The organism is Streptomyces sp. H51 (genome assembly GCF_035656535.1).
In the GTDB taxonomy this organism is placed as follows: Bacteria; Actinomycetota; Actinomycetes; order Streptomycetales; family Streptomycetaceae; genus Streptomyces.
In genome coordinates this window covers 340,091-363,276 of record NZ_JAYMHD010000051.1, presented here as the reverse complement: position 1 = coordinate 363,276, position 23,186 = coordinate 340,091, and the positions used below count along the sequence as shown (strand labels likewise).

Here is a 23,186-nt window from a genome sequence, read left to right as displayed (position 1 = left end):
CCCCGACGGCTGTGGCATCCGGTGACCGCCGAAGCGCCTCATCTTCGAGGAGAGACAAACATGCCTCATACCCAGGTCCGCTTCACCGTGGAGGCGACCCCGGCGGCGGTTCACGGCGCTCGCCACCGTATCTCCGCGACGGTGAGGTCGTGGGGCGCGTCGTCCGACGAGGAACTGTTCTCCCGCTTAGAACTGGTGGCTTCGGAGCTGCTCACCAACGGCCTCCAGCACGCGGGCGGACCCATGACCGTCGAGGTGTCCCTGGAGCAGGGCTTCCTCGTCATCGCGGTCCTCGACGGCAGCCGGAATCTTCCGCAGCCGAGTGCGGCCGCGGTCGACGACGAGCGTGGACGCGGCCTTCTCCTCATAGAAACCCTCTGTCTGTTCCAGGGCGTCGAACGCACCGACTCCGGCAAGCGCTGCTGGGCGGTTCTTCCCGTGTCGACCGGCCCCGCCCCGGCTGCCGGGCGGAGCACTCAGGACGGCAGCGCCCCGGATGCGCGCTGGTCGGTGACGGCCGCCGGCGAACGGCTGCTGTCGAACCTGTTCGAGATATGTCCATGACCCGTACGTCCGAGGAGGCGATGGTGGCTGCAGAGACGGCCGCGGAGACTGCCGCAGAGAGTGCCGCAGAGACGGATGAGAGCAGAGCGCGGAAGAACGGTCTGTACGGCCGGGTGAGCGTCGAACTCGCCGAGAACATGCGGCAGGGCTGGGCGGACACGGAGCGCCGCGGCCTCGAACCGATCGCGCAGGCGGCATACACGGCACGCCGCAGGACGGAGCTGTCCGCCCGGTTCCCCGGTGAGCTGCTGGTGATCCCGGCCGGCAACCCGAAGGTCCGCGCCAACGACACGGCCTACCCCTTCAGGCCCTCGTCGGACTACGTCTACCTGACCGGCGATCAGTCCCAGGACGCCGTGCTGGTCCTGGAGCCCGGCCGGTACGGCGGGCACCGGGCGATCGCGTACCTGCTCCCGCGTTCCGACCGGGAGAGCGGAGAGTTCTGGCTCGACTATCACGGTGAGCTGTGGGACGGCCGCCGCAACAGCCTCGCCGAGAACGAGCAGCTGCTCGGTCTGCCCTGCCGCGACGTCCGCACGCTCGCCGAGCGGCTCGGCACCGCCGACGGCCCGGTCCGCCTGCTGCGTGGCTACGACGCGGGTATCGACTCGGCGCTCGACGGGAAGGTGACGGCCGAGCACGACGACGAGTTCCGCGTGGCCCTCTCCGAGATGCGTCTGGTCAAGGACGAGTGGGAGATCGCCGATCTGCGTTTCGCCTGCGAGGCCACGGCCATGGGTTTCGAGGACGTCGTCCGCGCCCTCAGCTCCGCCGCACCGACACCCGAGCGCCTCATCGAGGGCACGTTCTTCACGCGTGCCCGGATCGAGGGCAACGACGTCGGCTACGCGTCGATCTGCGCGGCGGGACCCCACGCCACGACCCTGCACTGGGTGCGCAACGACGGCGAGACCCGTCCCGGCGATCTTCTGCTGCTCGATGCCGGAGTGGAGACCCGCAATCTCTACACCGCCGACATCACGCGCACCCTGCCCGTCGACGGGCGCTTCACCCCGCTCCAGCGGAAGATCTACGAAGCGGTGTACGCGGCGCAGGAGGCCGGCATCGCCGCGGTCAAGCCGGGTGCCGCGTACCGGGACTTCCACGAAGCCGCCCAGTGGGTTCTGGCCGAGCACCTGGCCGCCTGGGGCCTGTTCGGGGACCGGTCGGCGCAGGAGGCGTACGAACTCGGACTTCAGCGCCGCTGGACGCTGGCCGGCACCGGCCACATGCTCGGCCTGGACGTTCACGACTGCGCCAAGGCCCGCACCGAGATGTACGTGGACGGCACGCTGGAGCCGGGCATGGTGCTCACCGTCGAGCCGGGACTCTACTTCCAGGCCGACGATCTGACCGTTCCCGAGGAGTACCGGGGCATCGGCATACGGATCGAGGACGACATCCTGGTGACCGAGGAGGGCAACGAGAACCTCTCGGCCGGCCTGCCGCGGGAAGCGGACGAGGTGGAGGCCTGGATGTCCCGGCTGCGCGTCTGACGTGCCCTGCCGCGTTCCCCCGCGGGGGCCGGCCTCCGGGGACGGCGTCGGCACGACCCCGGTCAACCGCATCTTCGCTGCAGAGCAGAAGCCGTGCAGCCGAACCACGACACGACACAGGAGAGACCTCTCGATGCAGGAGCAGGGCAACGCCTCCGACACGGGCGACGACGAGCCTCACGCGCCGGCCACCCCGGCCGGCGCCTTCCAGGGAGGCTGGGCGAACACGGACCTCAAGCCGCAGCTCCTGCTGGGTGCGGCGTTCGCGGCCAAGCGGCGCTCGGCGGTGTCCGAACGGTTTCCCGGCGAGCGGATCGTCGTCCCGTCAGGCGGGCTGAAGGTCAGGAGCAACGACTTCGACTACACGTTCCGGCCGCACTCCGCTTTCGTCCATCTCACCGCCGATCAGGGGACGCAGGCGGTCCCCGACAGCGTCCTCGTCTTCGAACCGACAGGGTACGGACACTCGGTGACCCTGTTCGTCCGGCCGCGGTCGCCGCGTGACGGCGGCCGGAACGGCGCGGAGTTCTACGGCGACCGACGGCACGGGGAGTTCTGGATCGGCCGGCGCAGATCGCTGTCGGAGACCGCGGACGCCCTCGGCCTGGAGGTCGCCGCGCGCGACGACCTGGAGCGGGCTCTCGGGAGGAGGGTACCGACCCGCGTACTGCGCGGTGAGGACGCGCACGTCGACGCGCTGGTGCCGCCGGCCTCGCAGGCGGACGCCGAACTGGTCACCTTCCTGTCGGAACTGCGGCTGGTCAAGGACGACTGGGAGGTCGGCCAGCTGGGTGCCGCCGTGGACTGCACGGTCGCCGGTTTCCACGACGTCGTCGGCGAGCTGGGCAACGCCACTCGCCTGGTGCGGGGGGAACGCTGGATCGAGGGCACCTTCAACCGGCGCGCCCGGCTCGGCGGTCACGGTCTGGGCTTCGAGACCATCGCGGCGGCCGGGGCGCACGCCTGCGTCCTGCACTGGATGCACAACGACGGCCCGGTGCGGGACGGGGACCTGCTGCTGCTGGACGCGGGCGTCGAGGCGGACTCCTTCTACACCGGGGACGTCACCCGGACGCTGCCGGTCAGCGGCCGCTTCACCGATGTCCAACGCCGCGTCTACGACCTGGTCTTCGCCGCCCAGTCGGCGGGTATCGCCGCACTGCGGCCCGGCGCCCGGTACGGCGACTTCCACGAGGCCGCCATGCGCGTCATCGGCGAAGGGCTCGATGCCTGGGGTCTGCGGCCGCCCGGCGGTGCGGCTTCGGGTTCCGGGGCCGACCTGTACCGCCGTTACACGCTGTGCGGTTCGGGCCACATGCTCGGTCTGGACTGCCACGACTGCGCCGACGCCCGCGACGCGACGTACCTGGGCGGTGTCCTGGAGGCAGGACACGTCCTGACCGTCGAACCCGGCCTCTACTTCCAGCCCGACGATCTGACGGTGCCCGAGGAGCTGCGCGGCATCGGCGTACGGATCGAGGACGACTTCGTGATCACGGCCGACGGAGCCACGTGCCTGTCCTCGGGCCTGCCGCGCGGCGCGGACGAGGTGGAGGCCTGGATGGCGTCCTTGCGCTGACTCCCCGCCCGCCCGAGTGCGGCCCCGGGGCCTGGAACCGATCTTTGCAAGGTGGAGCAACGTGACATTGTATAGTGGGAGGTCATTGCGCTGTTTTATAGGGCTGGTTCTCGGAGGAGCGAAGATGCCTCATCTCAAGTCGCAGGCGATCTCCGTCCAGACCCATCTGCGCGATCAGGTCGCCAATGCCCTCCGAGCAGCGCTCATCGCGGGTGAACTCCGTCCGGGTGTCATCTACTCGGCCCCCACACTGGCGGCGGAACTCGGTGTTTCCGCCACCCCGGTGCGTGAGGCCATGCTGGACCTGGCGAGGGAGGGCCTGGTCGAGGCGGTGCGCAACAAGGGGTTCCGCGTCACCGAGATGACCGACAAGGACCTCGACGACTTCACCGACATCCGGACCCTGATCGAGGTGCCCACCGTGGGCCGCGTCGCCGCGACGGCGAGCGCCGAGCAGCTGGAGGCTCTGCGTCCGCTGGCGGAGCAGATCGTCGCAGCGGCCCAGGGGCACGACGTCCTGAAGTACCTGGAAGCGGATCACCGGTTCCACCTGGAGCTGCTGGCCCTGGCCGGCAACCCGCATCTGGTGGAGGTCGTGGCCGACCTGCGCAAGCGGTCACGCCTGTTCGGACTGGGCAGCCTGAGCCAGACCGGCCGCCTGGAGGGTTCCGCTCAGGAGCACGTCGAACTCCTCGACCTGATGCTGGCCGGCCGGATCCAGGAGGCGGAGGACTGCATGCGCCGCCACCTCGCGCACGTCCGCACCCTGTGGGCGGACGGCCAGGCCGACGCCGTGGCCGACGCGTCGGCTCTCCGAATCGGCAGGTAGGGCGCCGGCCACCCCCGGAAGTCGGCGGCACGCCGCCGACGGGGACGCCACAGGGGCCACAGACACACCACCGCTCCGCAGACCGTCTGCGGTACGCGGGGGACTTTTCCGCATACCCGATCACCCATAGCCATGTTCCGGACGGCCCGTTTCCCCGGGCCGTGAGACCCGCCGGTCCGCCCGGTCGCGCCGTCGTGCCCTGACGGCGTCACCCGACTCGGCAGCCCGCGTTCCGGATATCGGACACGACTCGATAACGAGACGTCATACCCCTTGGCTATGCAATTTCACATTATTACGTTACGCGTCACACCTCACAGGCGGGTTCCCGCCATCATCAGCAAGGAGTGGCTATGAGCCGTCACATGCGTGCCCTGTCCGCCTCGTTGAGCGCCTCGCTCGCACTGGCCCTGTTGGGCGCCTGTACGAATCAGTCGGACGAGGGCGGCTCCGACGAGCACAAGAGGCCCGGCGTCGCCACCGGAACGGTCATCGGCGGTACCCCGAAGAAGGGCGGCACCCTCACCGTGCTGTCCAACCAGGACTTCGGCCACCTGGACCCGGCCCGGAACTGGGTGATGCCGACCATGGACTTCGGCAGCCGCCTGCTCTACCGCACGCTGACCACGTTCAAGGCCGCCCCCGGCAACAAGGGCAGTGAGATCGTCCCCGATCTCGCCACGGACCTCGGCAAGTCCTCCGACGGCGGCCGGACCTGGACGTTCACGCTCAAGCCCGGTCTGAAGTACGAGGACGGGACCCCGATCAGAGCCCAGGACGTCAAGTACAACGTCGAGCGTTCCTTCGCCCCGGACCTGGTCGGAGGTCCCGACTACGCCCAGCGGTACCTGGCCGGCACCGAGGGCTACACCGGGCCGCTGCGGGGCAAGCACCTGGACTCGATCAAGACTCCCGACGACCGCACCATCGTCTTCTCGTTGCGCAGACCGGTCGCGGAGTTCTCCTACACGGTCACGCTGCCCACTTTCTCCCCCGTGCCCGAATCGCGGGAGAAGGGCGTCCAGTACGACCTGCGCCCGTTCTCCTCCGGGCCGTACAAGATCGAAAGCTACGCGCGGGGCAAGAAGCTGGTACTGGTCCGCAACACGCACTGGGACCCGGCCACGGACTCGGTGCGCAAGGCCTACCCCGACCGGATCGTCGTGCAGCAGGGCCTGAAGGGCGGTCAGATCGACGACCGCATCATCGCCAGCGCGGGCGCCGACGCCTCCGCCGTCGAGTGGTCGGACATGCAGCCGTCCAGCATCGCCAAGGTGCTGCCGCGGCCGGAGGTCAAGAAGAGGCTGTCCGCCGAGCAGACCGGCTGCACCGACATGCTCGCCCTGAACACCTCCCGCGCTCCCTTCGACAACCTGAAGCTGCGTCAGGCGATGCAGTACGCGGTCGACAAGTCGGCCCAGGTGACCGCCAGCGGCGGCCCCGCCCTGAACGACATGGCCACCGGCTACCTCCCGCCGGCCCTCACCGGCGACAGCCACCCCGACGCCGTCTACGGACAGTCGGCCACCGGCGACGTGGCCAAGGCCAAGAAGCTCCTCGCCGAGGGCGGCAAGCCGAACGGCTTCGACACGACGATCACGGTGTCGACGGGCGACAAGACCCGGGCCGAGGCGCTCCAGCAGAGCCTGTCCCGGGTCGGGGTCCGGCTGCAGATCCAGACCGTCGACCCGTCGGTCTACTACGACACCATCGGTGACACCAAGCACGCACCGGACATGGCGATGAGCGGCTGGTGCCCCGACTACCCGTCCGGTTCCACCTTCCTGCCCTTCGTGTTCGACGGCCGGACCATCAAGGAGAAGGGCAACCAGGGCAACGTCTCCCAGTTCCGCGACAAGGCGGTGGAGAAGCGCATGGACGAGATCGCCGCGATGTCCGACGCGGCGAGCGCCAATCAGGCCTGGATCAGCCTCGACACCGTCATCCAGCGCAAGTCGCCGGCCGTTCCGCTGCTGTGGAAGCGCAAGCCCCTGCTGGTCGGCGACAACATCGCCGGAGCCTTCGGCCACGCCGCCTGGACCGGCCAGTTCGACTTCGCGGTGATCGGTCTGAAGGACCCCTCGAAGAGCAAGGGCTGAGGACGAGCCGTCGTGACCTTCACACTGGACACCACCGCGCAGACCGGGCCCTCGGCCCTGCCCGAGCATCCGCTGCGGGCCACGTCGCGCAAGCTGTGGGGTGACCGGGGCAGCAGGATCGCCCTGGTCGCCGTCGCCCTGCTGGTCCTGGTCGCCCTTACCGCCCCGCTGCTGAGCCGGCTGGGCGGCTGGTCACCCACCGAGTTCGACAGCGACGCGATCGACCCCTACCTCGGGGGCATGCCCCGCGGAGTGCTCGGCGGCATCAGCGCAGAGCACTGGCTGGGGGTGGAGCCCGCCACCGGCCGCGACCTGTTCGCGCGCGTGGTGCACGGAGCCCAGGTCTCGCTGCTGATCGCGTTCGCCGCAACCGCGATCGTCGTCGTGGTGGGCACCGCCGCCGGCATCGCGGCCGGCTACTTCGGGGGCCGCGTCGACACCGTGCTGAGCCGGCTGATGGACCTGACCATGTCCTTCCCCTCGCTCATCTTCATGATCGCCATGATGTCCGTGGCGCAGGACGTCAACCGGGTCGTCCTGATGACCGCCGTCATCGGTGTCTTCGGCTGGCCCGGCATCGCCCGCGTGGTGCGCGGCGAGGCCCTCACCCTGCGCCACCGGGAGTACGTCGAGGCGGCCCGGGTGGCCGGCTCGGGACCGTGGCGCATCCTGACCCGCGAGGTCCTTCCCAACATCTCCGGGCCCATCATCGCCTACACCACGTTGCTGATCCCCGGCATGATCAGCACGGAGGCGGCACTGAGCTTCCTCGGAGTGGGCGTGCGCCCGCCGACCTCCTCCTGGGGTCAGATGATCGCCGAGGCCGTCGCCTACTACGAGACGGACCCCATGTACTTCTTCATCCCGAGCACCTTCCTCTTCGTCGCGGTGCTGGCCTTCACGGTGCTGGGCGACGCGCTGCGCGACATCCTCGATCCCCAGGGAGGCCGCTCGTGACCGCCTACCTGCTCCGCAGATGCCTCGGCGTGGCCGGCGTGCTGCTCGCCATCTGTGCCGTCACCTTCGTCATCTTCTACCTCCTGCCCGCCGACCCGGCCGCGGCCGCCTGCGGCAAGACGTGCAGCGCGGAGCGGCTGGCGGAGGTGCGCCACCACATGGGGCTCGACCAGCCGTTGTGGCGCCAGTTCGGCGACTACGTCGTCGGCATCTTCGCCGGACGGGACCTGGGCAGCGGGCCGCACGCGCTGCACTGCGGCTTCCCGTGCCTGGGCTACTCCTACGACAACGCCCTGCCGGTGTGGGACCTGCTCATGGACCGGCTGCCCGTCTCCGCCTCGCTCGCCTTCGGGGCCGCCTGCATGTGGCTCGTGCTGGGGCTGGGCGCCGGGGTGACCGCCGCCCTGAAGAAGGGCGGACTGCTCGACCGGACGCTCATGGTCGGCGCCGTCGCCACGGCCTCGCTCCCCGTCTACTTCACCGCCGTCATGCTGATCTACGGCCTGGTCCGGGTCGGCGGGCTGCTGCCCTACCCCACCTACACCCCGCTGACCGACGACCCGCTGGGATGGGCCGCCAACCTGCTGCTGCCCTGGACCGCGCTGGCCCTGCTGTACGCGGCGATGTACGCCCGCCAGAGCCGCAGTTCCATGATCGAGGCCATGGCCCAGCCCTACATCCGCACCGCCAGGGCGAAGGGCATGCCTCAGTACACCGTGGTGGCCAAACACGGCCTGCGGTCCGCCATGATGCCGGTGCTCACCATCTTCGGCATGGACCTCGGCGCCCTGCTCGCCGGAGCCGTCATCACCGAGTCCATCTTCGGCATCCCCGGGGTGGGCCGGCTGTTCTACGACGCCCTGCAACGCTCCGACCAGCCCGTGGTCCTGGGCGTGACGCTGCTGGCCGCCTTCTTCATCGTGGCGGCGAACGTCGTCATCGACCTGCTGTACGCCGTCGTGGACCCGAGGGTGAGGAACTAGCCGTGCCGTCCAGCACCACAACCGACGCACCACTGCTGCGCGTACGCGATCTGCGCGTGCAGTTCGACACCCCGGCCGGAACCGTCCGGGCGGTCGACGGGATCTCCTTCACCGTCGAGGCCGGCCGCACCCTGGGGCTGGTCGGTGAGTCCGGGTCCGGCAAGTCGGTCACGTCGATGGCCGTCATGGGGCTGCACCGGCGAGCCCGGGTCAGCGGCTCGATCGCCCTGGCCGGACAGGAACTGCTCCCCCTGACCGACCGGCAGCTCAGCCGGCTGCGCGGCCGGCGCATGGCCATGGTCTTCCAGGACCCGCTCTCCGCCCTGCACCCCGCCTACACGGTCGGCGAGCAGATCGCCGAGGCGCACCGCCGCCACTTCGGCACCGGCCGCCGGGCGGCCCACCGGCAGGCCGTGGACATGCTCGGCGAGGTCGGCATCCCCGAACCGGCGCGCAGGGCGAGGGAGTACCCGCACCAGTTCTCCGGCGGCATGCGCCAGAGAGCCGTGATCGCCATGGCGCTGTCCTGCGAACCCGACCTGCTCATCGCCGACGAGCCCACCACGGCCCTGGACGTCACCGTGCAGGCGCAGATCCTCGAACTCGTCGCCCGGCTCCAGCAGCAGCGGCGGCTGGGCGTCCTGATGATCACTCACGATCTGGGGGTGGTGGCCCGCGTCGCGCACGACGTGCTCGTCATGTACGGCGGGCGCGCCGCCGAACAGGCCCCGGTGGACGACCTGTTCGGCAAGCCCGCGCATCCGTACACCCGCGGCCTGCTCGACTCGCTGCCGCGGCTGGACGACCCCGACGACGCCCCGCTGCGCGCCATCCCGGGCAGCCCGCCGTCCCTGGCCGCGCCGATACCCGGATGCGCCTTCGCCCCGCGCTGTCCCCGCAGGGCCGAAGCCGACGAGGCCGCCCGTCTCCGCTGTGCCGAGGAGCGGCCCTCGGTCGCGTACTACGCGCCGGGCCGGCTGGTCGCCTGCCACCTGCCCCTGAGCGTTCCGGCACGTTCCACGCCGCGCGACGGCACCCAGATCCCGGCCGAGGAGACCCGATGACCCGACCGAACGCCCCGGCCCCCGCGATACCGGCCGATTCCGCGCTGCTCTCCGTACGCGATCTGACCAAGACGTTTCCCGGCCGGCGCAGGGTCGGCCGTCCCGCGGCTCCGGTGCGGGCGGTCGACGGGGTGAGTCTCGACCTGGGGGCGGGCGAGACGCTGGGGCTGGTCGGCGAGTCCGGGTGCGGCAAGTCCACCACCGGCCGGATGCTCGTACGGCTGCTGGAGCCGACCTCCGGCGCCATCGCCTTCGACGGCCAGGACATCACGCACGTCCCGCAGCGCCGGCTGAGACCGACACGGCGGCACCTGCAAATGATCTTCCAGGATCCGTACGCGTCGCTCAACCCCCGGCAGACCGTCGCACGCATCATCTCCGAGCCGTTGCTGATCCAGGGCGCCTCCGCCCAGGCCGCACGCGACAAGGCCGCGGAACTGCTGGACCTGGTGGGCCTCAGCCCGGAACACCTGGACCGTCATCCGCACCAGTTCTCCGGCGGCCAGGCTCAGCGCATCGGCATCGCCCGCGCCCTCGCCACCGGCCCCCGGCTCATCGTCGCCGACGAACCGGTCTCCGCGCTCGACGTCTCCGTACAGGCCCAGATCGTCAACCTGCTGGAGCGCCTGCAGCAGGAGCTCGGCCTGGCCCTCCTGTTCATCGCCCACGACCTGTCGGTCGTGAAGCGGATATGCGACCGGGTGGCGGTGATGTACCTCGGCCGCATCGTCGAGGTGGGCGACAAGCGGGACGTGTACGAGACGCCGGCCCACCCCTACACCCGGGCGCTGCTGTCCGCCGTCCCGCTCCCCGACCCCGTCGCGGAGCGCAGCCGTGAACGCATCGTGCTGCTGGGCGATCCGCCGAGCCCGGCCGCGCCGCCCAGCGGCTGCGCCTTCCACCCACGGTGCCCCAAGGCGCAGGAGATCTGCCGTACCGAGCGGCCCGCTCTGGCGGCCGTCGGTCCCGGGACCCGGAAGGCGGCCTGCCACTTCCCCGAGAACGGTTAGCCGGACGACGGGTTCCGCCGGACGAGGAGCACGGGGGCGGGTCCGGTGACTTCCGGACCCGCCCCCGCGTTCATCAGCCCGTTTCCTCCCGCGGAGCCAACTCCCCATCGCTGCAAGCGAATTGGCAGCACCGGATTCCGGCCGACACCTTCCCAGGACCATGTCACGTGTGCAATGGTACATGTCACAGGTCGTGGTCATGTCAATAACGACATCGGTCGAAGCCCCCGTCGGATCGACGGCGCGGCCCTCCCCGGCACCACGAACCCTCATCCCCCATAGGCCACCCACGGGTGGTCCGAATCCTCATGGGAGGCGTAGTGAGAAAGTCACTCGTCCGGCGAAGTCTCGGTGCGGCGCTGCCGCTGGCCCTGACCTTCGCCATGGGCGTCGGCCTGCTCGCGCAGCCGGCCAGCGCTCGGACGGAAACCCCCGTGTCCGCCGCGCACGCGGCGGCCGGAGGCGCGAAGCACTCAGGTCCGGCGCCCGTGGCGCAGTCCGCCACGGCCGAGACCGAGCATGTCGGCAAGGGGCGGCTCAAGGCGTCCCAGCTGCCGCCGCTGGGAGCGAGCAAGAACGCGCTCAAGACGCCCTACGGCCGGCCCGAGAAAATGCCGGTCCGGCCCTCCATGTCGGCGAAGACCAAGGGCACGAAGAAGGCCGGGAAGAACGGTCTCGCCGCCGCGGCCACGTGCAACGTCTCCGACTTCACCAGCCGCACCGGCAGCGCCCTGGTGACGCAGATCAAGGCGTCCACCACCGACTGCGTCAACTCGCTGTTCAGCCTGACCGGCACGAACGCCTACTACGCGTTCAACGAGTCGCAGATGGCCAGCGTCGCCTACGCGGTGCGTGACGGCTCGGCGTCCTACCCCGGCAACGGCACCACCGGGATGCCGCAGCTCGTGCTGTACCTGCGCGCCGGCTACTACGTCCACTGGTACAACGCCACCGACGTGGGCACCTACGGCACCACCCTGGAGACGGCCATCCGTGCCGGTCTGGACGCCTTCTTCGCCAGCGCGCACTCCGGCGACGTCTCCGACGCCAACGGCGAGACCCTGGCCGAGGCCGTCACCCTGATCGACAGCGCCGAGCAGAACGCCCGCTACATCTACGTCCTCAAGCGGCTGCTGGCGAACTACAACTCCTCCTGGAACACCTCCTGGTGGATGCTCAACGCGGCCAACAACGTCTACACCGTGACGTTCCGCGGCCACCAGGTGCCGGCGTTCGTCAGCGCGGTCCAGTCGGACCCCAGCCTGATCGACTCGCTGTACAACTTCGCCAACGGCCACCTCTCGCTCCTGGGCACCGACCAGTCGTACCTCACGTCCAACGCCGGACGTGAGCTCGGCAGGTTCCTCCAGGAGACCGGGCTGCAGACCAAGGTCCGTCCGCTGGCGGCCGGCCTGCTCAACTCGAGTTCGATCAAGGGCACGACCGCCCCGCTCTGGGTCGGCGTGGCCGAGATGACGGACTACTACGACAAGGCCAACTGCTCCTACTACGGCACCTGCAACCTGCAGCAGCAGCTGACCAGCTCGGTCCTGACGGTGACGTACAACTGCAGCTCCAGCATCGTCATCAAGGCCCAGCAGATGACCGCGAGCGAGCTGTCCTGGGCCTGCAACAGCCTGCGCAACCAGGACGCGTACTTCCACAGCGTCGTCAAGGACAGCGGCGCGGTCGCGAACGACAACAACAACACCATCGAGGTCGTCGTCTTCGACTCCAGCACCGACTACCAGACGTACGCCGGTGCCATGTACGGGATCGACACCAACAACGGTGGCATGTACCTCGAGGGTGACCCGGCGGCGGCGGGCAACCAGCCCCGCTTCATCGCCTACGAGGCCGAGTGGCTGCGTCCGGACTTCCAGATCTGGAACCTCAACCACGAGTACACGCACTACCTCGACGGCCGGTTCGACATGTACGGCGACTTCAACGCCAACGTCACCACGCCGACCGTCTGGTGGATCGAGGGCTTCGCGGAGTACATCTCCTACTCCTACCGCGGTGTCACCTACAACGAGGCCATGACCGAGGCCGGTTACGGCACGTACTCGCTGCGCACGCTGTTCGACACCACTTACAGCAACGACACCACGCGGATCTACCGCTGGGGCTACCTCGCCGTCCGGTACATGCTGGAGAAGCACCCCTCCGACATGACCACCGTGCTCGGCTACTACCGCACCGGTAACTGGAACGCCGCCCGCACCTACCTGACCAGCACCATCGGCACCCGCTACGACGCCGACTTCCGCACCTTCCTCGCCGCCTGCGCGGCGGGCAACTGCGGCGGCGGTGGCGGCGGCACCAACCAGGCCCCGACCGCGGCGTACACCTTCTCCGTGAGCAACCTGACGGCCAGCTTCACCGACCAGTCCACCGACGCCGACGGCACCATCGCGTCGCGTTCCTGGACCTTCGGTGACGGTGCCACCTCCACGGCGACCAACCCGAGCCACGCCTACACCACGGCCGGCTCCTACAGCGTCAAGCTCACCGTCACCGACAACAACGGTGCGACCAACTCCGTCACCAAGACCGTCACCGTCGGCGGCGGCGGCACCGTGACCGAGTGCACCGACCCCGACACGCGGGTGCTGGGCCAGAACTGCAAGCGCAGCAACCGGACCGCCACCACCGGCAACAACGACTACCTCTACGTCTACCTGCCGGCCGGTGTGACCTCGCTGAAGATCACCACCTCCGGTGGTACCGGTGACGCCGACCTCTACTACAGCGGCAGCGGCTGGGCCACCACCACCAGCTACACCAGCCGTGCGACGGGCGCGGGCAACAGCCACACCCTGACCATCACCAACCCGCCGGCCGGCTACAACTACATCACCCTCTACGCGAACCAGAGCTTCTCCGGAGTCACCGTCACCACCCAGTACTGAGGGGTCTCCCCGGTACTTCCCCCACCTCACGGCCGGGCGGCTCCCCCCGCCCGGCCGTGATACCCCGGGCGGCGGCGGCACGGGGTGGCGCCGCCGCCCGGACTCCGAACAGCGCAAAACGACCGGTCCCCCCTCAGCGAAGGAGGTAATCAAGTGAAAGCCTCGACCGCACGACGCCTTCTCTGGCCGATCCTCGCTTCTCTCACGGTCACCTGTGTCCTGGCCTCGCCCGCCGTGGGCAGCGGCGGCTCCGCCACGCCGCGACTGAGCGCCACGCAGCAGGCCGCCGCCGTCCAACTCTCCGCGGACCAGCACCTGTCCGCACAGGAAGCACGACGACGGATCCTCCGCCAGGACCGTCTCACCGACGTCGCCACCGCCCTGCGCACGTCCCTGGCCTCCCGCTTCGGCGGAGCCTGGATCGACCAGGAGCACGGCGGCAGACTCACCGTCGCCGTCACGCGACCCGCGGCCGCGGCGTCCGCGCGGCAGCAGGCGGCACGGGCCCAGGCGCCCGACACCGCCACCGTGGTCGTGCGCCGCAGCTGGCAGCAGCTCAGCCGCATGTCGGACACACTGGCCAGGCGCATAGCCGCGGCGAACAAGTCGGCCCCCCACGGCCTGCAGTCCGCGGTGGTGGTGCAGGACAACAAGCTGCGCCTGGACCTGCCCCGGGGCAAGGCCCTGACGGCTGCTCAGCGCACGGTCGTGCGGTGGGCGAAGCACACCTTCGGTGACGCCCTCACCGTCAGCACCTACGCGCACGCCTCCAAGCCGTTCTACTGCGGCGGTCAGTACTCCTGCGACCCGCCGCTGCGCTCGGGCCTGGCCATCTACGGCAGCAACATCCGCTGCACCAGCGCCTTCATGGCCTACGACTCGTACGGCTACTACATGATGACCGCCGGCCACTGCGCGGAGGGCAGCTCGTACTGGCAGGTCCCGACCTACAGCTACGGCTACCAGGGAGTCGGCAGCGTCTCCGACTACACCTTCGGCTACTACGGCGACTCCGCCGTCGTACGCATCGACGACTCCAACTGGTGGCAGCCCCGGGGCTGGGTCTACCCCTCGACCCGCATCACCGGCTGGGGCTACGACTACGTCGGGCAGTACGTCTGCAAGCAGGGCTCCACGACCGGCTACACCTGCGGGCAGATCACCGAGACCGACGCGACCGTGTCCTATCCCGACCGCACACTGGCCGGCATGACCTGGAGCACCGCCTGCGACGCTGCCGGTGACAGCGGAAGCGGCGTCTACGACGGATCCACCGCTCACGGCATCCTCAGCGGCGGGCCCAACAGCGGCTGCGGCATGATCCACGAGCCGATCAGCCGGGCGCTGTCCGACCGGGGGGTGACGCTGCTGGCCGGCTGAGCGCGCCACGCGCCCGGAGACCAGCGGCTGCGGCCCGGGGCCTGTGCAAGCACAGGCCCCGGGCTCACCCGCGCCAGGACGTCCGGCAGACCGGCCACGACGGAGGTCATGCCCTCCTGCCGCCCTGCCGGTACACCGCCACGGCCACCGCCAGGTCCTCCCACGCCATTCCGCTCGTCTTCACCACCAGGGGACGGTCGGCGAGGACGGTCGCCCGCGGGCCGATCCGGTCGGCGATGGTCTTCAGCGACGCCGGGTCGAGCCTGCCCTCCCGCACCGCGAGGACGACGTCTCCCGCCTCACGGAGCGCGACTTCGCGGCTCTCGACGACGACCGTGGCGCGCCCCATCAGCGCACCGTCGAGCTCCCGTACCGTCGGCTCGTGGGAACCGACGGCGAGGACGACCGCCGAGTCGCGCACCAGAGTCCCGTCGACGACCGGTTCCCGGGCCGAGGTCGCCGCCACGATCACGTCCGCCCCGCGGACGCGGCCGGCGACCGCCGCGTCGTCCGCCGTCAGGTGACGGTCCGCCCACACCGGGACGGCACCGCCGCGACGGGTGACGACCGTGACGCCGGCGACCGGCACGTGCGCCCGGATCGTCCGCACGTGTCCCTCGCCCTGCGGGCCCGCGCCGAAGACCACCAGCCGCAGCCCGTCCGGCGAGCAGTCCGCGGCGGCCCGCAGCCGGTCCAGACAGGCCGCGACCGCGACCGCGGGCGTGCGCAGGGCCGTCAGCGCGACCCCGTCGAGGATCGCGGCGCAGGTCAGCGTCTCACTGTCGTACAGCAGGTAGGTGGCGTCGATCCGGCGCAGGCCGCGCGCGGGGTTGCCGGGCGCGACGGTCGCGACCTTCACCCCGAACCAGCCGCCGGTCTCCGACGGCATGAGCAGCCCCTGGCCGCCCGCGAGGTCGAGGACGACGCGAGGCACGTCGGCGTCCGGGTCGAGTCCCCCGGCGAGTACGTCACGGATCGCGGCGACCGCGGCGACGGGACCGAGCGAGAAGACGTCCTGGGCGTCGAGGATCACGCTCATCGCAGCACGAACCCGGGGAGCAGGGCGTCGCGGGGATCGACGGTGAACCGGCAGGTCCCCGTCGCGTGGGCGGTGCCCGTCACCGCCGTGATCACGGCCGGCCTTCCGTGTGCCGTGGTGGACTCCGTGATCCGGGCGCGGAAGACGGAGCCCACCACGGACGCGTGCCGCAATTCGTCAACGGGACGCAGTTCGCCGGTGTCGGCCAGCAGCGCGACCCTGGCCGACGTGCCCGAACCGCACGGGGACCGGTCCACCTGGCCGTCGGCGAACACCGTGATGTTGCGCTGGTGCAGTTGCCGGCTGCCGTCGGTCCGCAGCAGGGGAGGGCGGACCTCCTCGGTGAAGATCGTTCCGTAGACGCCGGAGAGCCGGGCGTCACCGGGGTGTTCGGCGGCCCCCGCGGCGTTGAGGGCGTCGCGGATCTCGCGGCCGACCGCGACGATCTCGGCGAGGTGCTCCGGCCCGACGCGCAGGCCGGCCGAGGCCGCCGGCAGCACGGCGTACATCGCACCGCCGAAGGCGATGTCGACGGTGACCGTTCCGCGGGACGTCGCGACCTCCACGCCGCGGGCGTGGACATGGCTCGCGACATTGGTGAAGGTGACGTCCTCGACCAGGCCCGCTCTGGTGCGGACGCTCGCCGTGACGCGCCCCGAGGGGACGTCGATCAGGACGTCGGTCGAGCCGTCGGCGGGGGCCGCGACCCGGCCCGAGGCGACGGCCCAGGCGCCGAGGGCGATGGTGCCGTGTCCGCATGCCGTGGAGAACCCGTCCTTGTGCCAGAACAGGACTCCCAGATGGGCGCCGGCGTCGTCGGGCGGGACCAGGAAGCCGCCGTACATGTCCGCGTGACCGCGGGGCTCGCCGCACAGCAGCGCGCGTACCCACTGTGCCTCGTCGCTCCGGATGGCGAGGATCCGGCGCTCGGCGACGGTGAGCCCGTCGCCGGTCAGCGCGGCCGGGCTGTCGGGCACGATCCGGAAGGGCTCACCGCCGGTGTGCCAGTCGATCGTCTCGATCGGTGCGCTTGTCGTCATCCGTCACGCTCCCAGGTATGCCTCGACGACCTGCGGGTCGGCGCGCAACCGGTCGGCCGGCCCGGTCAGGGTCACCCGGCCCGAGTCGATGACGTACCCGCGGTGGGCGATCTTCAGTGCGGCTCGTGCGTTCTGCTCGATGAGCAGCACCGACGTGCCCGCCCGGTTGACGGTCACGATGGCCTCCATCACCTGGGCCACGATCAGCGGCGCCAGGCCCATCGACGGCTCGTCCAGCATGATCAGCCGGGGCCCGGCGACCAGTGCCCGGCCGATGGCGAGCATCTGCTGCTCACCGCCGGAGAGGGTGCCGCCCTGCTGATCGCGGCGTTCGGCCATGCGCGGGAACAGCTCGTAGACCTGTCGGATCCGCTTGTCGATGGACGCGTTGTCGCGCACGGTGTAGCCGCCGAGCTGGAGGTTCTCGTGCACGGTCAGCCGCGAGAAGATCCGCCGGCCCTCGGGCACGTGGACGATTCCGCGTTCGACGATCGACCAGGGCGTCGCCGCCGTGATGTCCTCGCCGTAGGCCGTGACGGTTCCCGCCCGGGACCGGACCACGCCGGAGATCGTCGAGACGGTCGTCGACTTGCCGGCGCCGTTGTTGCCCAGCAGGGCGACGATCTCCCCCTCGCCGACGGTGAGGTCGAGGCCCCTGAGGGCCTCCACCTTTCCGTAGCTGACCTGAAGGCCGCTGATGTCGAGGATCGTTCTCACCACTGCACCTCCGCCGTGCCGGCCGGGCCGGCCTGGGCCGCGATTCGTTCGGCCTCCGCGTGCGCCTCGTCGTCCTCCGCGCCGAGGTATGCCTCGATGACCGCCGGGTTGGACCGGATCGACGCCGGTGTGCCGTCGGCGATCTCCTTGCCGTAGCTCAGTACCACGATCCGCTCGGACACCTCCATGACCAGGCCCATGTCGTGCTCGATGAGGACCACCGCGATCCCGAGGTCGGCGATCCGCCGCAGCAGGCCGAGCAGTTGCTCCTTCTCCCCGTGGTTGAGTCCGGCCGCCGGCTCGTCGAGCAGCAGCATGCGCGGCTCACGGGCCAGCGCACGGGCGATCTCGACGCGCCGCTGCTCGCCGTAGGGGAGGTTGCGGATCTGCGCGGTCCGGTCGGACGCCATGCCGACGAAGTCGAGCCACTTGTGCGCCTCCTCGGTCGCCGCGTCCTCGCTGCGCCGGTAGCGCGGCGTGTGCAGCATCGCGTCGAGGAAGTTCTGCCGGATGCGGACGTGCATGCCCGCCCGGACGTTGTCCAGCACGGTCAGTTCGCCGAAGAGCCGGAGGTTCTGGAACGTGCGCGCGATGCCGCTCGCGGCGATCACGGCCGGCCGTTTCCCGGTGATGTCGGTGCCGTCGAAGGTCACCGAGCCCGCGGACGGCTTGTAGAAGCCCGTGATGCAGTTGAACGCGCTCGTCTTGCCGGCGCCGTTCGGGCCGATGACCGAGAGCACCTCGCCCGCGTGCACGGAGAACGTCAGGCCGTCGACGGCGCGTACTCCGCCGAAGGAGACCGCCATGTTCCTCACATCGAGGAGCACCTTTTTCACGACGTGCCTTCCTGTGCTCGGCGGCCGCGCCGCCCGGTTTCGCCGGTACGGGCCGGCAGCAGTCCCTGCGGCCGGAAGATCATGACGACGATCAGCAGCAGACCGAAGATGAGATAGCGCCAGTTCTCCGCCCCGCGCAGCAGCTCGGGCAGCAGCGAGATGACCACGGCGCCGACCACGACACCCGGCGTCGACCCCATGCCGCCGAGCACGACGGCCATCAGGATGAGCGCGGACCACAGGAAGTTGAAGCTCGGCGGGGAGATCGCCGTCTGGTGCGCGGCGAACAGCACGCCCGCGACACCGCCGAAGACCGCGCCGGCGATGTACGCCGCGAACTTCGCCTTGTAGGTGTGGATGCCCATGGCCTCGGCGGCGTCCTCGTCCTCGCGGACGAACCGCCAGGCCCGGCCGATCCGGCCGCGCCCGAGCCGGCTGGAGAACAGCACGGCGACGATGACGACGGCCGCGGTGATCCAGTACAGCGTGATGTCGGAGCGCAGGCCGAAGTCGCCGAAGTCGGGGATGCCGTACAGGCCGTTCGGTCCGCCGGTGAAGTCGAGGTTGTTCGCCGTGATGCGGATGATCTCCCCGAAACCGAGGGTGACGATGGCCAGGTAGTCGCTGCGCAGCCGGAGCGTCGGCCCGCCGATGACGAGCCCGCCGACGACCGCGGCCGCCACCACGACGGGGATCGTCGCGATCAGGGGCCACCCGTACCGTGTCGACAGCAGTCCCGCGGTGTAGGCCCCGATCGCGAAGAAGGCGGCGTATCCGAGGTCGAGCAGCCCGCAGAAGCCGACCACGATGTTCAGCCCGACCGCGAGCATCACGAAGATGAGGGCGTCCACGGCGATCTGGATGACGTAGGTGCTGGAGTTGAGGAACGGCAGGGCCAGCGCGATCACGGCCACCCCCAGGCCGAGCCACTTGCTGGCCAGCAGGCTGGAGACGGCTTCCGCGATCGGCGCACGGCGGGACCGGGGCGTTCCGACGCCCTGGCCGGCGAGCGCGACGTTCGCGGGTGCGTGCTCGTCGACGGCTCTGACGTAGGCCGAGGGCTCTTCGGCCGGGCGGAGGGTGGTTTCGTCTTTCATCACACACGCTCCGTGACGCGTTCGCCGAGCAGCCCGGTGGGGCGCACGGTCAGGAAGAGGATGAGGAAGCCGAACGCGAAGACGTCGCGCCATTCGCTGCCGAGGTAGGCGACGCCGAACGATTCCAGCAGACCGAGCACGACGGCGCCGAGCACGGCTCCGCGCAGGTTGCCGATGCCGCCGATGACCGCCGCGGTGAACGCCTTCAGCCCGATGACGAAACCCATCAGGAAGTCGATCTTCCCGTAGTAGACGCCGGCCATGACGCCTGCGGCGCCGGCCAGCGCCGAGCCGAGGAAGAAGGTGCGGGAGATGACCCGGTCGACGTTGACGCCCATGAGCAGGCATGCCTTCGGGTCCTGCGAGATGGCCCGCATGGCGCGGCCCGACCGGGTCTTCCGCACCAGGGTGTCGAGCGCGACCATGAGCACCACCGCGATCACCATCATGGCGAGCTGGGCGTAGGTGAGGTGCGCGCCGGCCAGGTCCAGGGAACCCGCGCCGACACTGATCTGGTACACCTCCGGGTTGGCCCCGAAGGCGACCGCGATGCCGTACTCGAGCGCGAAGCTGGCTCCTACGGCGGTGATGAGCACGGACAGCCGGGGCGCGCTGCGCAGCGGGCGGTAGGCCACCCGCTCCAGGACCACGCCGAAGGTGCCGGTGGCGATCATCGCGATGATCATGATGGCGATGAGCGCGAGGAGCCCGCCACCGAGCGCGCCGGCGCCGGCGCTCAGGACGGTGAAGCCTACGAACGCGCCCAGCATGTAGATGTCGCCGTGCGCGAAGTTGAGCAGTTTGATGATCCCGTAGACCATGGAGTAGCCGAGTGCGACCAAGGCGTAGAAGGAGCCGACGAACAGGCCGCTGAGCACGAGTTGGATGAAGTGGTCCATGCGGTGTTTCCCGGTGCGTGAGGGGAGACGCCACGCGGGTGGCCGGCCGGGGCGAACCGGCCACCGGCCGGCGTCACTTGTCGAGGACGAAGTTGTCGTCCTTGACGACGAGGATGTCGAAGCCGCCCACGCTGAGCGTGTGCTGGATGGTGAACTTCAGCGGGCCGGAGAAGATCTCGAAGCCGTCGATCTTCTCGAGCGCCCGGATCACGTCGTCGCCGTCGGTGGAGCCGGCCTTCCTGACCGCCTCCGCGGCGACGCGCACCGCGTCGTACGACTGTGTCGAGTACGGTCCGGGCTCGGAGCCGAACTTCTTCTTGTACTTGTCGACCCACGCCTGGCCGTCGGGGATGGTCTGCGGCGTCTGGGTCATGGTCGCGAAGACGCCCTGCGCGTTCTTCCGGCCCGCGATCTTGACGAGCTTGGCGTCGACCGAGCCGTCCGCGATCATGATCCGGCCCTTGTACCCGGCGGCCTTGAGCTGCTTGATGAGCAGTCCGCCCTCCTGGTAGTAGCCGGTCCAGTAGACGAAGTCCGCCTTCGAGTCCAGCACGGCGTTGACGGCCCCGGAGTAGTCCGACTCTCCCGCGGTGACCGACTGGTGGTCGGCTATCTTGACGCCGAGCAGGCCGAGTTGGTCCCCGGTGCGGTTGGCGATGTCGGTCGAGTACGAGGTGTTGTCGTCGAGCAGTGCGACGCGCTTGCTGCCCTGCTTCTTGATGAACTTCGACGCGGCCTCGGCCTGCTGGATGCCCGTGCCGTTGATCATGAAGACGTTCCGCTGCTCCGGCGCCAGCAGGTCCGTGGAGTTGGCCGCCGGGATGAGCATCGGGATGTTGGCCTTGTCGAAGATGCTCAGCGTCGGCAGGGTCGCGGAGGAGCAGTAGCCGCCGACGGAGATGTCGATGCCGGCGCTGACCAGCTTGGCGGCGCCGGCGGCGGCCGTCTTCGGGTCGCACGCCTCGTCCTCGACGGTCAGGGAGAGTTTGCGGCCGTCGATGCCGCCCTTGGCGTTGATCTCGTCGACGGCGAGCTGGGCGCCGTCCTTCATGTAGGGGCCGATGGCGGCGGAGCTGCCGGTCAGCGGTGTGAGCATGCCGAGCTTGATGGGGCCGGAGCTGTCCTTGCCGGAACTTTCTCCGGTGAGATTCCCGCAGGCAGTCAGGGTGAGCCCGAGTGCCATGGCGGCGGCCGTCATGGTGCCGCGACGGATGAATGTCATGCCTTACTCCATCTCGCACGGTCCGTGTGCAGAGGGACCGTTCGGTGACCGAAAGTCGCTCCCGGCTGCGGCAGCGCACACACGACCAAGGTAATGTGTGACATTGCACAGTGGGGGCTGTTGTTGGCGTCGGTAGACGGGGCTCCCGCCCGCACGTGCGGTGGGCGTTCACCTCCGCCGTGTACTGCTGCGCCCCTCTGTGTAATGTGTGACATTGCACAGAGGGGCGCCGACGTGGGCTGAGTTTCGCCGGCACTCGTGGTGGGATGCGCAACCCCGCCCACGGTTCTTCTTCAGGTTTCACCGACACACGACGTGGTGTGTGACATTGCACAATCTAGCCGTTCGTGCCGCATCACGGGAGCCCTGTAGGCCCTTGTGATGGACACGTGACTTTTTGGCCAACCTCGCCTGTCTCGCAGATGACGTGCGGATGACGTACGGCGACCGGGCCGGTCAGAGCGTGAAACCGGCCGGGTACGGGTCGGACGGATCCAGCATGTACTGAGCGGTTCCGGTGATCCAGGCGCGTCCGGTGACGGACGGCAGGATGCCCGGCCGGTCCCCGACCGTCGTCTCGCCGAGGATGCGCCCGGTGAACCGGGAGCCGATGAACGACTCGTTGACGAAGTCCCGGCCGACCGGCAACAGGCCCCGAGCGTGCAACTGCGCCAGCCGCGCGCTGGTGCCCGTGCCGCACGGCGACCGGTCGAACCAGCCCGGATGGATCGCCATGGCGTGCCGGGAGTGCTCGGCGGTCGATCCGGGCGCCTCCAGATAGACGTGATGGCACACGTCGATCTCGGGGTTCTCCGGGTGCGACACCGGGTTCTGCGTGTTGATCGCGTCCATCACGGCCAGCCCGGCGTCGAGCAGCCGCTGCTTCTCCGCCCGGTCGAAGGGGATGCCGAGTTCGTCGAGCCGGACGAAGGCGTAGAAGTTGCCGCCGTAGGCGATGTCGTAGCGCACCGGCCCGTATCCCGGCACGTCGACGACCTGATCGAGGGCGTGACAGTACGACGCGACGTTCTCCAGGGTCACCGACTCGGCGTGGCCGTCGCGGACCCGCACCCGGGCGGTGACCAGGCCGGCCGGGGTGTCGAGGCGGACCAGGGTGTACGGCTCGGTGACCTCGACCATGCCCGTCTCGACGAGGACGGTCGCCACGCCGATGGTGCCGTGCCCGCACATCGGCAGGCAGCCGGAGACCTCGATGTAGAGCACCCCGAAGTCGGCGTCCGGCCGGGTCGGCGGCTGGAGGATCGCTCCGGACATCGACGCGTGCCCGCGCGGCTCGCACATGAGCAGGGTGCGCAGGTGGTCGCGTTCCGCGACGAACCGCTGCCGTCGTTCGAACATGGTCGCCCCGGGGAGGACGCCGACGCCTCCCGTGATCACACGGGTCGGCATTCCCTCGGTGTGCGAGTCGACGGCGTGGTAGCAGACGGTCGAACGCATCG

General features: G+C 69.9%; 19 protein-coding genes. 11 read left to right on the top strand and 8 right to left on the bottom strand.

Annotated elements, in window-relative coordinates; genetic code table 11:
- The first annotated feature begins 60 nt into the window (after nt 1–60).
- From VKA29_RS18420 to VKA29_RS18370, 11 genes are all read left to right on the top strand, one after another.
- On the top strand, nt 61–564 hold the full coding sequence (locus VKA29_RS18420; protein ID WP_324786927.1) for an ATP-binding protein: 504 nt from the start codon (nt 61–63) through the stop codon (nt 562–564).
- A gap of 20 nt (nt 565–584) precedes the next feature.
- Complete coding sequence (locus tag VKA29_RS18415; RefSeq protein ID WP_324786998.1) at nt 585–2,060, top strand: aminopeptidase P family protein; 1,476 nt, start codon at nt 585–587, stop codon at nt 2,058–2,060.
- Nucleotides 2,061–2,193: 133 nt separating this feature from the next.
- On the top strand, nt 2,194–3,639 hold the full coding sequence (locus VKA29_RS18410; RefSeq protein ID WP_324786926.1) for a Xaa-Pro aminopeptidase: 1,446 nt from the start codon (nt 2,194–2,196) through the stop codon (nt 3,637–3,639).
- Nucleotides 3,640–3,763: 124 nt separating this feature from the next.
- On the top strand, nt 3,764–4,468 hold the full coding sequence (locus tag VKA29_RS18405) for a GntR family transcriptional regulator (RefSeq protein WP_324786925.1): 705 nt from the start codon (nt 3,764–3,766) through the stop codon (nt 4,466–4,468).
- Nucleotides 4,469–4,821: 353 nt separating this feature from the next.
- Entirely contained in the window at nt 4,822–6,567 is a 1,746-nt protein-coding gene (locus tag VKA29_RS18400) for an ABC transporter substrate-binding protein (protein ID WP_324786924.1), read from the top strand.
- Nucleotides 6,568–6,639: 72 nt separating this feature from the next.
- Nucleotides 6,640–7,524 (top strand): ABC transporter permease, encoded by an 885-nt coding sequence (locus VKA29_RS18395; RefSeq protein WP_420718523.1) that lies wholly within the window; start codon nt 6,640–6,642, stop codon nt 7,522–7,524.
- A complete protein-coding gene (locus VKA29_RS18390; RefSeq protein ID WP_324786923.1) occupies nt 7,521–8,507 on the top strand; it encodes an ABC transporter permease in 987 nt (328 codons plus the stop codon). Before VKA29_RS18395 ends, VKA29_RS18390 begins: the two co-directional genes overlap by 4 nt.
- Before the next feature lie 2 nt (nt 8,508–8,509).
- A complete protein-coding gene (locus VKA29_RS18385) occupies nt 8,510–9,571 on the top strand; it encodes an ABC transporter ATP-binding protein (RefSeq protein ID WP_324786922.1) in 1,062 nt (353 codons plus the stop codon).
- The gene (locus VKA29_RS18380; protein ID WP_324786921.1) at nt 9,568–10,581 is read left to right on the top strand and encodes an ABC transporter ATP-binding protein; all 1,014 of its coding nucleotides are present in this window, start codon (nt 9,568–9,570) and stop codon (nt 10,579–10,581) included. Before VKA29_RS18385 ends, VKA29_RS18380 begins: the two co-directional genes overlap by 4 nt.
- A 320-nt stretch (nt 10,582–10,901) precedes the next feature.
- Complete coding sequence (locus tag VKA29_RS18375; RefSeq protein ID WP_324786920.1) at nt 10,902–13,496, top strand: collagenase; 2,595 nt, start codon at nt 10,902–10,904, stop codon at nt 13,494–13,496.
- A gap of 153 nt (nt 13,497–13,649) precedes the next feature.
- Complete coding sequence (locus VKA29_RS18370; RefSeq protein ID WP_324786919.1) at nt 13,650–14,876, top strand: S1 family peptidase; 1,227 nt, start codon at nt 13,650–13,652, stop codon at nt 14,874–14,876.
- 106 nt (nt 14,877–14,982) lie between these two features.
- On the opposite strand, the gene VKA29_RS18365 is transcribed toward VKA29_RS18370, so the two are convergent.
- From VKA29_RS18365 to VKA29_RS18330, 8 genes are all read right to left on the bottom strand, one after another.
- Nucleotides 14,983–15,915 carry an ornithine cyclodeaminase family protein gene (locus tag VKA29_RS18365; protein WP_324786918.1) on the bottom strand — a complete coding sequence of 311 codons (933 nt, stop codon included), beginning with the start codon at nt 15,913–15,915 and terminating at the stop codon, nt 14,983–14,985.
- On the bottom strand, nt 15,912–16,955 hold the full coding sequence (locus tag VKA29_RS18360; RefSeq protein WP_324786917.1) for a proline racemase family protein: 1,044 nt from the start codon (nt 16,953–16,955) through the stop codon (nt 15,912–15,914). Before VKA29_RS18360 ends, VKA29_RS18365 begins: the two co-directional genes overlap by 4 nt.
- A gap of 3 nt (nt 16,956–16,958) precedes the next feature.
- Nucleotides 16,959–17,672, bottom strand: a complete 714-nt coding sequence (locus VKA29_RS18355; protein ID WP_324786916.1) for an ABC transporter ATP-binding protein — start codon at nt 17,670–17,672, stop codon at nt 16,959–16,961.
- The gene (locus VKA29_RS18350) at nt 17,669–18,508 is read right to left on the bottom strand and encodes an ABC transporter ATP-binding protein (protein WP_324786915.1); all 840 of its coding nucleotides are present in this window, start codon (nt 18,506–18,508) and stop codon (nt 17,669–17,671) included. Before VKA29_RS18350 ends, VKA29_RS18355 begins: the two co-directional genes overlap by 4 nt.
- Complete coding sequence (locus VKA29_RS18345) at nt 18,505–19,605, bottom strand: branched-chain amino acid ABC transporter permease (RefSeq protein ID WP_324786914.1); 1,101 nt, start codon at nt 19,603–19,605, stop codon at nt 18,505–18,507. Before VKA29_RS18345 ends, VKA29_RS18350 begins: the two co-directional genes overlap by 4 nt.
- A complete protein-coding gene (locus tag VKA29_RS18340) occupies nt 19,605–20,504 on the bottom strand; it encodes a branched-chain amino acid ABC transporter permease (protein WP_324786913.1) in 900 nt (299 codons plus the stop codon). The genes VKA29_RS18345 and VKA29_RS18340 overlap by 1 nt, the downstream gene beginning before the upstream one ends.
- A 73-nt stretch (nt 20,505–20,577) precedes the next feature.
- On the bottom strand, nt 20,578–21,726 hold the full coding sequence (locus tag VKA29_RS18335) for a branched-chain amino acid ABC transporter substrate-binding protein (RefSeq protein ID WP_324786912.1): 1,149 nt from the start codon (nt 21,724–21,726) through the stop codon (nt 20,578–20,580).
- 456 nt (nt 21,727–22,182) lie between these two features.
- Nucleotides 22,183–23,184, bottom strand: coding sequence for a proline racemase family protein (locus VKA29_RS18330; RefSeq protein WP_324786911.1), 1,002 nt, complete (start codon nt 23,182–23,184; stop codon nt 22,183–22,185).
- Between the last annotated feature and the right edge of the window lie 2 nt (nt 23,185–23,186).

Coding starts and splice junctions, on each gene's coding strand:
- VKA29_RS18420 (WP_324786927.1), top strand. CDS start 61: ATGCCTCATACCCAGGTCCGCTTCACCGTGGAGGCGACCCCGGCGGCG.
- VKA29_RS18415 (WP_324786998.1), top strand. CDS start 585: ATGGTGGCTGCAGAGACGGCCGCGGAGACTGCCGCAGAGAGTGCCGCA.
- VKA29_RS18410 (WP_324786926.1), top strand. CDS start 2,194: ATGCAGGAGCAGGGCAACGCCTCCGACACGGGCGACGACGAGCCTCAC.
- VKA29_RS18405 (WP_324786925.1), top strand. CDS start 3,764: ATGCCTCATCTCAAGTCGCAGGCGATCTCCGTCCAGACCCATCTGCGC.
- VKA29_RS18400 (WP_324786924.1), top strand. CDS start 4,822: ATGAGCCGTCACATGCGTGCCCTGTCCGCCTCGTTGAGCGCCTCGCTC.
- VKA29_RS18380 (WP_324786921.1), top strand. CDS start 9,568: ATGACCCGACCGAACGCCCCGGCCCCCGCGATACCGGCCGATTCCGCG.
- VKA29_RS18365 (WP_324786918.1), bottom strand. CDS start 15,915: ATGAGCGTGATCCTCGACGCCCAGGACGTCTTCTCGCTCGGTCCCGTC.
- VKA29_RS18360 (WP_324786917.1), bottom strand. CDS start 16,955: ATGACGACAAGCGCACCGATCGAGACGATCGACTGGCACACCGGCGGT.
- VKA29_RS18345 (WP_324786914.1), bottom strand. CDS start 19,605: ATGAAAGACGAAACCACCCTCCGCCCGGCCGAAGAGCCCTCGGCCTAC.
- VKA29_RS18340 (WP_324786913.1), bottom strand. CDS start 20,504: ATGGACCACTTCATCCAACTCGTGCTCAGCGGCCTGTTCGTCGGCTCC.
- VKA29_RS18335 (WP_324786912.1), bottom strand. CDS start 21,726: ATGACATTCATCCGTCGCGGCACCATGACGGCCGCCGCCATGGCACTC.
- VKA29_RS18330 (WP_324786911.1), bottom strand. CDS start 23,184: ATGCGTTCGACCGTCTGCTACCACGCCGTCGACTCGCACACCGAGGGA.